14 protein-coding genes are annotated in these 13,558 nt (G+C 41.0%); 1 reads left to right on the top strand and 13 read right to left on the bottom strand.

Features of this window, described 5'->3' with window-relative positions; genetic code table 11:
- Positions 1-9: 9 nt before the first annotated feature.
- Positions 10-372, bottom strand: coding sequence for an Asp23/Gls24 family envelope stress response protein (locus AAGS61_RS00800; protein ID WP_391366378.1), 363 nt, complete (start codon positions 370-372; stop codon positions 10-12).
- Between the two features lie 271 nt (positions 373-643).
- Here AAGS61_RS00800 and rpmB point away from each other — a divergent pair, with 271 nt between their 5' ends.
- Positions 644-832, top strand: coding sequence for a 50S ribosomal protein L28 (gene rpmB / locus AAGS61_RS00795; RefSeq protein ID WP_049668398.1), 189 nt, complete (start codon positions 644-646; stop codon positions 830-832).
- Between the two features lie 104 nt (positions 833-936).
- Here the strand turns inward: rpmB and spoVM are convergent, their stop codons facing one another.
- From spoVM to coaBC, 12 genes are read right to left on the bottom strand one after another with little or no spacing between them, the layout of a single operon-like run.
- Entirely contained in the window at positions 937-1,023 is an 87-nt protein-coding gene (spoVM, locus tag AAGS61_RS00790) for a stage V sporulation protein SpoVM (protein ID WP_391367280.1), read from the bottom strand.
- Between the two features lie 12 nt (positions 1,024-1,035).
- Complete coding sequence (locus AAGS61_RS00785) at positions 1,036-1,668, bottom strand: thiamine diphosphokinase (RefSeq protein ID WP_391366377.1); 633 nt, start codon at positions 1,666-1,668, stop codon at positions 1,036-1,038.
- Complete coding sequence (gene rpe, locus AAGS61_RS00780; RefSeq protein ID WP_391366376.1) at positions 1,665-2,330, bottom strand: ribulose-phosphate 3-epimerase; 666 nt, start codon at positions 2,328-2,330, stop codon at positions 1,665-1,667. The genes AAGS61_RS00785 and rpe overlap by 4 nt, the downstream gene beginning before the upstream one ends.
- 2 nt (positions 2,331-2,332) lie before the next feature.
- Positions 2,333-3,214, bottom strand: a complete 882-nt coding sequence (gene rsgA / locus AAGS61_RS00775) for a ribosome small subunit-dependent GTPase A (RefSeq protein ID WP_391366375.1) — start codon at positions 3,212-3,214, stop codon at positions 2,333-2,335.
- Between the two features lie 19 nt (positions 3,215-3,233).
- Positions 3,234-5,204, bottom strand: coding sequence for a Stk1 family PASTA domain-containing Ser/Thr kinase (pknB, locus tag AAGS61_RS00770; protein ID WP_391366374.1), 1,971 nt, complete (start codon positions 5,202-5,204; stop codon positions 3,234-3,236).
- Between the two features lie 2 nt (positions 5,205-5,206).
- Positions 5,207-5,953, bottom strand: coding sequence for a Stp1/IreP family PP2C-type Ser/Thr phosphatase (locus AAGS61_RS00765; RefSeq protein ID WP_391366373.1), 747 nt, complete (start codon positions 5,951-5,953; stop codon positions 5,207-5,209).
- Positions 5,954-5,962: 9 nt separating this feature from the next.
- Entirely contained in the window at positions 5,963-7,102 is a 1,140-nt protein-coding gene (rlmN, locus tag AAGS61_RS00760; protein WP_391366372.1) for a 23S rRNA (adenine(2503)-C(2))-methyltransferase RlmN, read from the bottom strand.
- A gap of 3 nt (positions 7,103-7,105) precedes the next feature.
- The gene (gene rsmB, locus AAGS61_RS00755) at positions 7,106-8,467 is read right to left on the bottom strand and encodes a 16S rRNA (cytosine(967)-C(5))-methyltransferase RsmB (protein WP_391366371.1); all 1,362 of its coding nucleotides are present in this window, start codon (positions 8,465-8,467) and stop codon (positions 7,106-7,108) included.
- The gene (gene fmt, locus AAGS61_RS00750) at positions 8,464-9,405 is read right to left on the bottom strand and encodes a methionyl-tRNA formyltransferase (RefSeq protein WP_391366370.1); all 942 of its coding nucleotides are present in this window, start codon (positions 9,403-9,405) and stop codon (positions 8,464-8,466) included. The genes rsmB and fmt overlap by 4 nt, the downstream gene beginning before the upstream one ends.
- Position 9,406: 1 nt before the next feature.
- Entirely contained in the window at positions 9,407-9,898 is a 492-nt protein-coding gene (gene def / locus AAGS61_RS00745) for a peptide deformylase (RefSeq protein WP_391366369.1), read from the bottom strand.
- Positions 9,899-9,921: 23 nt separating this feature from the next.
- Positions 9,922-12,339: a primosomal protein N' gene (priA, locus tag AAGS61_RS00740; RefSeq protein ID WP_391366368.1), complete on the bottom strand. Its 2,418-nt coding sequence runs from the start codon at positions 12,337-12,339 to the stop codon at positions 9,922-9,924.
- The gene (gene coaBC, locus AAGS61_RS00735) at positions 12,336-13,532 is read right to left on the bottom strand and encodes a bifunctional phosphopantothenoylcysteine decarboxylase/phosphopantothenate--cysteine ligase CoaBC (RefSeq protein WP_391366367.1); all 1,197 of its coding nucleotides are present in this window, start codon (positions 13,530-13,532) and stop codon (positions 12,336-12,338) included. Before coaBC ends, priA begins: the two co-directional genes overlap by 4 nt.
- Positions 13,533-13,558: the final 26 nt, after the last annotated feature.

The following is a 13,558-nucleotide window of genomic DNA, read 5'->3' as shown; positions in this document are numbered from 1 at the left end:
ATCCTCCTCTTACACGTTCATTACACGAACGCCTTGAACGAAAATATTCACTGATTTTACGCTCATACCTAATGTTTTATTTACTGTATATTTTACTTTTGATTGTACTTGATAAGCAATTTCAGAAATTTTTGTACCGTAGCTTACGATAATATACATATCGATATGTAAATCTTCGCCCTCTTGACGAATGATTACACCTTTTGCAAAGTTTTCTTTACGTAAAATATCTGTTAGTCCATCACGAATTTGGTGCTTGGAAGCCATCCCTACAATGCCGTAGCATTCGATCGCTGCGCCACCTGCAATTTGTGCAATAACATCATTTGAAATATCAATTTGGCCGAATTCGTTTTTTAATTCTACTGACATAAGTATGCCTCCTTGGCTCTTTTTGACTGTTTATATTGTACTACACAAAGCTTAATTATAAAAGAAAACGTTCACATAAGTCTACCCGTTAAAATGAAAACTAGTATGAACTGCTATTAATTTATATAGCTTTTAGGTGTAAAGGTTTTTTTCTTGAAAGGATGTACGAAATATGTTGCAAGGTCTTTCAGTCTATGTTAAATTATTATGGTATGTGAAATATCGAACTGAAAAACAAGCTTTCAGATTCATCTGTAAGGAGGGAATTTACATGCCAAAACAATGTGTTATTACTGGCCGTAAAGCTCGTACAGGCAACAACCGTTCACACGCTATGAACGCTTCTAAACGTACTTGGGGCGCTAACTTACAAAAAGTTCGTATCCTAGTTGACGGTAAGCCAAAACGCGTATGGGTTTCTGCTCGTGCATTAAAATCAGGTAAAATCGAGCGCGTTTAATCGCGTACCGAGCATCAGCCTCTTGCGTTGATGCTCTTTTTTTTCATTTTATCTAAAAAATAAGGGAGTGAGTAGCCATCACTAAATGGTTACTCACCCCCTTTTTATTTTTTCTCACGACGAAATAATCGAATGCAAGCTCTTGTCATATTACTCAAAAACTTTGGTAACTGAAATGTATATACTTTCAAAATAGCTCCCTCCTAGTCCATGCTTCTTACAACTAAACATATGCCGGAAGAGAACGTGATATACGCATCATCTAATAGGATTTCATTACTTGTAAATCTCGAAGTCGCTTGTGTAATGGTTTCATTCGTCGTTTCATATTTAACACCGCGCAATGTCACCTCGCCAACATCTTCCCCATAAGCAAAAAACGACACATATGGATGTACTGTTTTTTCCAGTTTGTGACGACCTGGCATTAAAAAATGTAACTCATTGTGTGTATTCAGCATTTTAAACTGAATATGTGGATAAGCAAGCTGCATGCGATATAGGGAGCGTAGTGCTGCTTCCTGATGATCTAAACGCCCCCCTGTCACACCAGTTAGAAGCACCTCACTCGGCGTAAATTCAATCGCACGCATTAAGGCTAAATCTGTATCCGTCTCATCTTTTTCGGACTGAAAGGTTTCAACATGTGCAACTACTGCTGAAATACGCGCAAATTCCCCTTCACTGACGGAATCGAAATCTCCCACAATGGCATCTGGCACAATCCCCTGCTCTATTAAATAATAAGCGCCCCGGTCTACACCAATCCATTTATCTACGTTTATATGAAAGGCGACCTCACGAATGGGGCCGCCCGCACAAATGGCTACAATCATTGAATGGCATTAAGACCTGCTTGCTTAATTTCTTGCAATGCAGCCGCACGATCTTCTTTTCCGTAAATAGCAGAGCCTGCAACGAAAATATTGGCGCCTGCTTTTGCACAAGGGACGATTGTTTCCGCTGTAATGCCGCCATCAATTTCGATATCAATCGCTAAACCGCGTTCTTTAATAATAGTTGATAACGCTTCAATTTTCGGTAACACAGAAGAGATGAATTTTTGACCACCAAAGCCTGGATTGACGGTCATAAATAGGACCATATCTATATCCTCTAGAATGTGTAAAATCGATTCGATTGGCGTATGTGGATTTAATACAACGCCTGGTTTCACACCAAATGAACGAATCAATTGAATCGTACGATGCAAGTGGCGACAAGCTTCCACATGCACTGTAATATAATCCGCGCCCGCTTTTGCAAACTGTTCGATGTATTGATCTGGATTTTCAATCATTAAATGAACGTCCATCGGTAATGTAGATAATGGACGAATCGCTTCTAGTGCAATCGCACCAAACGAAATATTTGGCACAAAATGTCCATCCATGACATCAATGTGAATCAGCTCTGCTCCTGCAGCTTCTACTTCTTTTACTTCTTCGCCTAATTTTGCGAAGTTTGCAGCTAAAATCGATGGTGCAATTTTAATCATGTTTAGTACCTCGGCTTTCGATCAAATATTTCTTGTAAAAATTGTTCATAATGTGCATAGCGATACTCTTTAATATCACCTGTTTCTAGCGCACTCTTAACCGCGCATTTTGGCTCCTTCATATGTAAGCAACCTCGGAATTTACATCCTTCTGAAATGCGTAAAAACTCTGGGAAACACGCCGTGAGTTCTTCTTTTTCAATCGTATCAAAATCAAAGGAACTAAAGCCCGGCGTATCCGCCAGTAATCCCCCACACACTTCGATTAACTCCACATGGCGTGTTGTATGTTTTCCGCGGCCTAAGCTTTGTGAAATGATGCCTGTTTTTAAATTTAGTTCAGGGAGTAATGTGTTTAATAATGTGGATTTCCCAACACCTGATTGTCCAGCTAATACGGTCGTTTTCCCCGCTAACATCGGTTGAATACGCTCCATTAGAGAGGCGTCTTCTTTAAAGGTAGTCATCACTTCATAGCCTATCTTTTGGTAGTCTTCGATATAAGCGGTTAGCTGTACGAGCTCTTCATCTGTTAGCAAATCCATTTTTGTTAAACAAATAATCGGTTCGATATGGAATGACTCCAATACAACTAAAAAACGGTCAAGCAAAATCGTATTAAAGTCTGGTTCTTTCACAGAAAATACAAGGATTGCTTGATCAACATTCGCGATCGGTGGTCGAACAAGTTCGTTTTTACGCGGATGAATTTTCATTACATAGCCATCTGACTCACCCTCACGTGTAAAATCAACTACATCACCCACAAGTGGCGATTCGCCGCGGTTGCGAAATACCCCGCGCCCACGGCATTGAATTAACTCCCCATCTTGCTCTACATAATAATATCCACTTAATGCTTTTCGAATTTGGCCTTGCGCCATGAAAACCCTCCCTTAGAAATCATTGTATTATTTCATCATATGAAATCGTTTCTTTTGCAAAATCAGCTGAATCACGCGCAATACGGTATGCCGCTTTTTCACCTTCTACAATTTCAAGTTGAATTTGATATGTTGTATCTTCAGTAATCGTAAATTCATCTATCGGGTCAGCCATTGTATGCAATTTATCTTGAATATACACTTGTATCGTTTGTGGGATCGGCTCGCCGTTTTCATCTATTCCACCTTCATACGGAATATCAACCGTTTTGTAATACCACTTAACATTTTTTTCTGCTGGACCTTTGGAAAGAACAACTTTTATAGTTGCCCCTACCTCTAGTGGCGTATTAGCTTTCGGTGTTTGTGACATCACACTACCAGCTGCAACAGTTTCTGAATGCTCAGGTGTACCAAATTGAATGTTAAAACCTGAATTACGAGCGTATTCTTTCGCTGCCGCTTCAGTAAAGTTCCTTAAATCGGAGACAATAACCGTATTTTTCCCTTTACTAACTTGTAATTTTAATACGGTATCTTTTGCTACCACTTCGGTATTCGCCGCAGGTTCTTGACTAATGATTTCTCCTGGAGGCTGCTTGCTATCGAACACTTCTACAATGTCAACATCTTTAAATCCGCCTTTTTCGATAATCGGCAACACTTGTGTCAGTTGAACACCTACATAATTATCCAGCGTAATTGTTTCACTTCCAAGACTCACGACTAACTGAATTTCCGCTCCCTTTGCCCGTAACAACCCCGCTTTCGGATTTGTTTCAATAACAATGCCTTTTTCTACTTCATCGTGACGTTCAATTGGTTCACCTAGTACAAAACCAGCATCTTCTAACATAGTCGTCGCTTCCTCGACCGTTAAAGTAGAAACGTCTGGGATTTCCTTTTTGTTCGGTGTTACTGTAAACATGAATACGAGAAATAATAACGCCAGTGTTACGAGTGCGCCAACAATAAGCGGCCATTTTTTCTTCTTAGGTTTAGTCAGTGATTCCTTTGGCACTTCTGTTGATAATTGGCTCTGAGGTCTTACAGGCTCTACTTTTTTTGTCTGTAAGATATCATTCGTCGAAATTTTTTCTTTAATAATCGGAATTGCTTTCGTTGCGTCATCATCTAATGGCGGTATAAATTTTGGCTCGTGTTGACGTGCTACCGATAAACACGTTTGTAAATCTTCTTCTATTTCATCGACACTGGCATAACGGTGATTTGGATCCTTCGCCGTTGCCTTTAACACAACATTTTCCAGCGTTTGTGGAATCGATGCATCGATTGCCCGAATAGAGGGTGTCTCTGATTGTAAATGTTTTAATGCAATCGATACAGCAGATTCCCCTGAAAATGGCAACTCTCCTGTTAGTAGTTCATATAACACGATACCTAAGGAATAAATATCTGATTTTTTTGTCGCAATACCACCACGCGCTTGCTCAGGTGATAAATAATGAACCGTGCCCATAACAGAATTAGTTTGTGTATAGCTTGTTGCATTTAATGTCGTCGCTATACCAAAATCTGTTATTTTAACATTCCCTTCCATATCAACTAAAATATTTTGAGGTTTGATATCACGGTGAATAATCCCATTTTCATGGGCATGTGCAATCGCGGATGTCAGCTGCTTCATAATTTGCACACTTTTAGCAGCCGATACTGGTGAAAACTCCTGTATGTATTGCTTTAAAGTTTTGCCTTTAATATGCTCCATCACAATATAGTGCATATCTCCGTCTTCCCCAACGTCGTATACACTGACAATGTTCGGATGTGTTAGGCTTGTAGCAGACAATGCTTCACGCTGAAAACGACGATGCAGTTCTTCTTCATTTGTAAAATCATAACGTAAAATTTTAATCGCTACATCACGGCCTAAAATGATATCGTGAGCAAGATATACATTGCTCATTCCACCACCACCGATGAGCGATAAAATTTCATAACGCTCACTTACCCGTTTTCCAATCAACATGCCTACACCTCCTCATTTCTAGTCATCAGTACAAGGGAAATATTATCTTCGCCACCACAATCATTTGCTAGTTGAATTAATTTTTTTCCTTTTTCCTGCAGCGGCATCGGAAGCGTAATAATGGCGATCATTTCATCAACCGATAACTTATTACTTAATCCATCTGAACAAATTAGTAAATAGGAACTTTCCTCTAGTGTTACATCATAGAAGTCAGGTTGAATGGAACTTTCCGTACCAAGTGCTTTTAAAATAAAATTCTTTTGCGGGTGATTTTGTGCTTCCTCTTCACTAATTTCACCGCTCTCTACCAAAATATTGACATACGAATGATCGCGTGTAACAAGCGCAGCAGTGTCATCTGTAAAATGATATACCCGGCTATCGCCCACATGACTTATTGTGCAATGCTTTTCGTCAATGAGTACCGCAATGAGTGTAGTCCCCATACCTTGACAGCCTTCATGTGATAATGAATATTGATAAATTTGATGATTAATCTCAGATACAGCATCGTGAAGCCATTCCTTACAGCTTTCTTCGGAAGAAAGCTGCTCGGCTGTTGCTTGCAAAAATAGTGCTTGCATTTGCTCAATTGCCATTTCACTTGCTACGTCGCCTGCATTATGTCCACCCATACCGTCCGCTAAAATCGCCAGCTTCAATTGATCAGGCCGTTCAACAAATGCGACCCGATCTTCATTCACTGTACGTTTTAATCCAACATCACTTTCGACTGTAAAGTTCACAATGACCACCTACTTTGTTTCTTCTGATCGTTCTTGTGCACGTAATTGACCACACGCTGCGGCAATATCCGCACCTTGTTCACGGCGAATCGTAACGTTAATCCCATTGTTCTTTAACGTTTTTTCAAATTCAAAAATTTTACTACGCGATGTACGTACATAATCGCGCTCTGGTACGTAGTTAATCGGAATTAAGTTGACGTGACACTTAATATTTTTAATTAATGCCGCTAACTCTTCTGCTACTTCCACAGAATCATTTTCTCCCGACATTAGACCATATTCAAATGTGACACGGCGTCCTGTTTTCTTCGTATAATAACGAACAGCTTCAAGCAATTCATCAATTTTATATGCACGTGCAATCGGCATCAACTTTTGGCGCGCTTCTTGATTTGGTGCATGCAAGGAGACCGCAAAGTTAATTTGTAATTGCTCGTCTGCAAACTGATAAATTTTCGGTACGATCCCTGATGTCGAAACGGTAATATGACGTGCACCGATGTTTAATCCTTTATCATTATTCACAATTTTCAAGAAGTTCATCATCGCATCATAGTTATCAAACGGTTCACCAATTCCCATGATTACGATAGAGCTTACACGTTCATTTGTTTCGTCTAACTGTTGCTGTACTTTGACAACCTGCTCTACGATTTCCCCCGCCATTAAGTGACGCTTTAAACCACCTAATGTGGATGCACAGAACGTACAGCCAATACGACATCCTACCTGTGTTGTCACACAAATGGAGTTCCCATAATCATGACGCATTAAAACCGTTTCAATTGAATAGCCGTCCTGTAATTGGAATAAAAATTTAATCGTGCCATCTGTTGATTCTTGTTTAATAATGGTTGACAGTGTTGTTAAGGCAAAGTTTGCTTCTAATTTTTCACGTAGCCCTTTTGATAGGTTTGACATTTCTTCAAACGTTTTTACGCGCTTATTGTATAGCCAATCAAAAATCTGTCCCGCACGGAATGGTTTTTCTCCATGTTCCTTTAACCATTCCTGTAACTCCTCTGGACGAAGAGAATAAATCGATTCTTTTAACTGCGGCTTCTCTTTTTTCTCACGACGAACTGGTTTGTCTTCCGCCTCTTCCACTAAATCTTGAATACGTTCATCAAATTTATGTTGATCCATTAGTTAAATTGTTTCTCCTTTTTTACGAAAAGCAGCAACAAAAAAGCCATCACTGCCAAAATCTTGCGGAAATACTTGTAGCATACCGCTGTTTTGTTTCGCTAATAGTTTTTCCGGTAAATTGGTTAAGGCTTCACTTTCCATCTCTGGATGTGCGGTTAAAAACGCTTCTACCGTGCCTTCGTTTTCTCGTTTATCTACTGTACATGTACTATATACTAAACGTCCACCTGGCTTTAATACTTGTACCGCATTGTCTAAAATCGCAAGCTGAATTGTTTGAAGACTTTCTAGGTCTTCCTCACGCTTCGTATATTTAATATCTGGCTTGCGACGCATGACACCAAGTCCTGAGCACGGAGCATCGACTAATACCGCATCAAAGCTCTCTTTTGCTAAGAAGCTTGCCGCCTTACGCCCATCAATTGGCGCAGTTTGTACAATCTCCAGCCCAAGTCGCGCTGTATTTTCATCGATTAAATCCAGCTTATGCGGATGCAAATCCATTGCCAAAATCGAGCCTTCGTTTTGCATTTTCTCCGCCAAATGTGTCGTCTTCCCACCTGGTGCCGCACACATATCGAGCACTTTCATGCCAGGCTGAGGATTTAATACATTCGCTGGTAGCATGGAGCTTTCATCTTGAATCGTTATCAAGCCCTCTTTAAACGCAGTTGTACGAGCAGCTGTACCATTTGTTAAATGAATACATTCAGGCATAACATCACTTTGGTGCGCCTTTATTCCTTCTGCTTCAAGAGACGCTAATACTTGTTCGACCGTTGCACGTGTTGTATTCACACGTACAGTTTGTACCGGTGGAATATTATTTTCACGTAACATATTTGCCGTATTCTCATAACCGTAGCTTTCCACCCAACGGTCGACTAACCACTTCGGATGACTCGTTTCAATTGAAAGACGCTCTACTGGGTCTGTAATATCCGCAGTTGCTCGTAAACCCTCACGAAGAATCGTACGGAGAATACCGTTCACCATGGATGCAATGCCTTTATGTCCACGACGTTTCGCAATTTCTACTGCCTCATTCACTGCAGCGTGTGGGGGAATACGCGATAAATATTCCATTTGATACAGCGACATACGCAGTAGCCAACGTACCCATAAATCGACTTTCCCACGAATAAATGGTTCTAAATAGTAATCCAGCGTGAATTTATGCTGTAATGTCCCATACGTAATTTCTGTTAATAAACTACGGTCTTTCGCATCAATCTTGTATTTTTCAATCGTTTGATGTAACAAAAGATTGCTATATGCTTGATTTTTATCAACGGCTAGCAAAATGGTTAATGCCGCATCACGCACATTTCCATCCCAAATTTGTTGCTTCTTTTTACTCATTCAAAGCGGTCCCCTATCTGTAGTTTTGAACCAGTGCCACGTAAATATTCTTCTGCTGTCATACGTTTTTTCCCGGCTGGTTGTAAGTCTAGTACCGCTAACGTACCGCCTGCACCTGTTGCGACCTCAAAACGATCTTTATGAATCGCTACAACTTCTCCCGGCTCGCGGTCATGCGCTGTAGCGCCCACCTGCGCCCACCAAATTTTTACGTTTGCCGCTTCGAATGTTGTATAAGCAACTGGCCATGGATGCAGACCACGTACTTGGTTGTAAATCGTACGCGCATCTTTTGTCCAGTCAATGCGCTCTTGCTCACGACTAATATTGCTTGCATATGTTACGAGTGACTCATCTTGTACAATGCGGGCATTCGTTCCATCAATAATTGCAGGCAATGTCTCTTTTAATAGCTCGCGACCTACTTCGCTTAATTTTTCGAACATGCTCCCTGTATGGTCTGCATCTTCAATCATGATGTCGCGTTGGGAAATAATATCACCTGCATCCAGCTTTTCTGCCATATACATAATCGTAACCCCTGTTGTCTTTTGTCCATCAATGATTGCTTGATGGATTGGGGCACCGCCACGGTATTGCGGCAATAAAGAGGCATGCACATTAATACACCCTAAGCGCGGAGCATCTAGTAGCTCTTTCGGTAAAATTTGACCAAATGCGGCTGTAATAATAATATCTGCACCTAATCCAATAATTTGCTGTAGTTCCTCTGAACCGCGTAATTTCTCGGGCTGAATCACTGGTAAACCAAGGCGTACCGCTTCTTCCTTTACTGGTGGTGGTGTAAGTATTTTTTTGCGCCCTACTGGACGGTCTGGTTGCGTAACAACCGCTAAAATATGATAGCCCTCTTCATGCAACATACGTAAAATTGGTGCTGAGAAAGCGGGCGTTCCCATAAATACGACCTTTGTCATATTATTCCTCCTCAACATCTGCGTACAGTTCATCTAGTTCTTCTTGCGTTAACACACGCGTCATTTTGGCGTCGAATAATACACCATCTAAATGATCGATTTCATGTAAAATACAACGTGCTTCGAAATCTTCTGCTTCTAACTCATAAATCTGTCCTTCACGGTCTGCCGCTTCAATTTTTACGTATGTCGGGCGCTTTACTAAACCGAAAAGATCCGGAAAGCTTAAGCAACCTTCAATATCTTCCGCTTCGCCACGTGTTTCCAGCACAACTGGGTTAATCATTTCTAAAATATCTTCCCCTAGTTCAACAATCGCTACACGTAAATCAACATTTACTTGTGGTGCTGCAATGCCAACGCCGTCATGCTCTACCATCGTGTCATATAAATCATCTAAAAGCGCAATGATGTTCTCATCGATTACTTCTACTTCTCTTGTTTTTGAAGATAAAACCTTTGCAGGTGCTTTTACTACTTCTCTAATTGCCATACATTTTTACCTCTTTCACAAGCTCAAATCATTGATGGGTCTAAATCAATGGTGAGCAGGATTCCTTTTTTTATCCATTCCGAGCGATACAGTTTTATAAGCTGTAATAGTACTGGAATGAGGTTTGGTTCTATTTTGTATTTTATCAAACATTGATAGCGATATCTATTTTGGAGACGGCTAATACTTGCTGTTGTGGGCCCGATAATAGACACGTTAAATGGTAAGTTCGACCGTAAATATTCAGCTGCTCTCGCTGCATACTCAGCCGCCATCATAACATCTTCATGCGATACTTGTACAAGCGCTAAATAATAATAAGGCGGATAGCCTGCTTGACGGCGCATATGCATTTCACGCTCATAAAACGGTTCGTATAACTGTTCTTTTGACAATTCAATTGTATAATGTTCGGGTGTGTACGTTTGCACGATAACCTCTCCCGATTTTTCATGTCTACCCGCTCGTCCACTTACTTGTGTTAACAGTTGAAACGTACGCTCTGCGGAACGATAATCTGGAAGATGCAAGCTCGTATCCGCACTTAATACACCAACAAGCGTAATATTCGGAAAATCAAGTCCCTTTGCAATCATTTGCGTACCAAGTAAAATATCGGCTTCCCCTCGCCCAAAAGCATCTAAAATTTCCTCGTGTGCACCTTTTTTACTTGTTGTATCGACATCCATCCGAAGGACACGTGCTTCCGGAAATAGCTTATATATCTCTTCCTCGACTTTTTGCGTCCCTGTACCGAAGAAACGAATATGCTCACTCTGACATTGTGGGCAAGACTGTGGCACATACTCTTCATATCCACAATAATGACATTTTAATTTCTCACTGGAGCGATGATACGTTAACGAAATATCACAATTTGGACATTCTACTACCGTCCCACAATCACGACATAAGACAAAGGAAGAGTAACCACGACGGTTTAAAAAGAGCACCGTTTGCTCTTTTTTCATTAGACGTTCCCGAATCGCTTCTACTAAGCTAATTGAAAACATGGAGCGATTCCCTAACTTTAATTCTTCACGCATATCGACAACATGTACTGTCGGTAAAGCTTGCCTCATCGCGCGATTTTTTAACGTTAATAATGTATACACATTTTTTTTTGCTCGAGCAAATGATTCAAGACTTGGCGTTGCACTACCTAAAATAACGGGGCATCCATGATACTGACCACGCCAAATCGCAACATCCCGTGCATGATAACGAGGGGCATCCTCTTGTTTATACGTGGATTCATGTTCTTCATCTAAAATGATGAGTCCGACATTTTCAAATGGGGCAAAAATCGCAGAACGAGCACCGACAACAACTTTTACTTTTCCTTGCTGGATTTTCCGCCACTCATCATACTTTTCACCGACTGAAAGCCCGCTATGAAGAACGGCTACGAGTTCTCCAAAACGCGAACGGAAACGCTCCGTCATTTGGGGTGTTAATGAAATCTCAGGTACAAGTACAATCGATTCCTTCCCTTCTCTCAGCGTATGTTGAATGGCTTGTAAATACACTTCCGTTTTCCCACTACCTGTGACACCTTGCAGTAAAAATGTTTCTGCACGTTGCGCATCCATTGCTTGCGTAATAGCCGTTAAAGCCGTCGCTTGCTCATCCGTTAGTGTTAAAAAATCGGTTTTTGCTACTTCTTTTGTGAATGGGTCGCGGTATACTTCCTCTTTCATAAAAAAAGCGGCGCCTTTTTCTATCACAGATTGCAATACGCCCATTGTTACACCGGCTTCACGACACAAATCATCTGGTAAAAACATTTGGCCTGGGTGCTTCATCATCCACTGGACAAGCTGTTTTTGCTTAGCTGCCCGCTTAGCAATAGAAGCTTCTATTTCTGTTAACTTCACTAAATCCGATTCGATTTGTACTTTCCGGATTTCTTTCACTGCACCTTGCTGTTTCACACTATTTTCAACTGTAACCAGACCATCTTTTAGCGCCTGCTTTACTTCCCGAAGCAATCCTTCTTTTTCGAAATTTTTCAAGTTTGCTTTACCGTTCTTATTAAAATGAGCCTGTAAGATGTCAGGTAGCGCGGCTACTTCCCCTGTCACATGCACAATTTTTTCATACTTTGCACGCAAGGCAGATGGGAGCATGGCTTGCAATGCATCAATTTCATAGCAAATCGTTTGTTGCTTCAGCCATTTTGATAATTTCAGCATTTCTTCTGTTAGCACAGGTTCAATATCTAATATTTGTGCAACAGGCTTCATTTTATCCATTGGCACATCTGTTTCGTGTTGTAACGCGACAACAAAACCGAGTACATTACGCGGGCCAAAAGGGACTTTCACACGACTCCCCACTTCGATTAATGAATGCCACGCATCTGGAACAACATAATCAAACGGTCGATCCACTGGATAGGCGGCTACATCGACAATGACTTGTGCAACGACTAATGTCATTTAAAATCTTCTCTTTCTGCAATTGTTTCAAGCAACTGTCGTGCTAACTCTTTTTTAGGAAGTTGCGCAAATTTTTGCTTGTAGTCATGTCCGATTAAAATTACACTATTCGTGTCTGTACCAAAACCAGAGCCAGCTTCTGTCACGTCATTTGCGACAATATAATCCGCATTTTTCTTTTGTAATTTTTGTGCCCCGTAGCTTTCTACATCATTCGTTTCTGCAGCAAATCCAATTAACAACTGGTGTGTTTTGTTGGCTCCAAGCGTTGCTAAAATATCGGTTGTACGTTCTAGTTCTAAAACAGCATCGCCTGGTTGCTTTTTCATTTTCTGACCATGCACATTTTTCGGGCGATAATCTGCTACAGCAGCTGTTTTAATGACGATATCAGCTGATTCGTATTGTGCCCAAATCGCATCAAACATATTTTGAGCACTCTCCACATCGATTACTGTCATACCCATTGGCTTAGGTAAATTCGTTGGACCAGAAACAAGCACAACATCTGCGCCTAAATCACGTGCTGCTTCGGCCATTGAGTACCCCATCTTCCCTGTTGAGAAGTTCGTTAAAAAGCGGACTGGGTCAACGCGCTCACGGGTTGGGCCAGCTGATACAACCACTTTTTTTCCTTTAAGCGGCTGTTTTTGTGGTGCAAAATGCTGCATGACTAACGCTGTCATTTTTTCGGGCTCTTCTAGACGCCCCTTCCCTACATAGCCACATGCTAAATAGCCTTCGGAAGGTTCGACAAAACGGTACCCATCTGTATGTAGCTGTGCAATATTACGTCTTACTGCTGGATGATCATACATATGTACATTCATCGCGGGCGCTAGCCATACCGGCGCCGTCGTTGCCAGTAATGTCGTTGTCACCATATCATCTGCAATGCCATTCGCCAGTTTACCAATGACATTCGCTGTAGCTGGTGCGACTAAAATAAGATCCGCCCAATCTGCTAAATCAATATGTGCGATCACACTTGAATCTTTTTCGTCAAATGTATCGAAAAACACATCATTTTTTGACATCACCTGAAAGCTTAAAGGGTTCACAAATTTTTGTGCAGATGCTGTCATCATTACTTTTACATGAAAACCCGCTTGCGTTAATTTACTCGTCAGTGCCACTGCTTTATAGACAGCAATACCGCCCGTTACGCAAAGTAAAATATTTTTGTTTTGCATTTAGTTTGCCCCCTTCAAATGATAAG

It is taken from the genome of Lysinibacillus sp. KU-BSD001 (genome assembly GCF_042920265.1).
GTDB lineage: Bacteria > Bacillota > Bacilli > Bacillales_A > Planococcaceae > Lysinibacillus_B.
The sequence above is the reverse complement of the archived record's forward strand: the minus strand, read 5'-3'. Positions and strand labels throughout refer to the sequence as shown.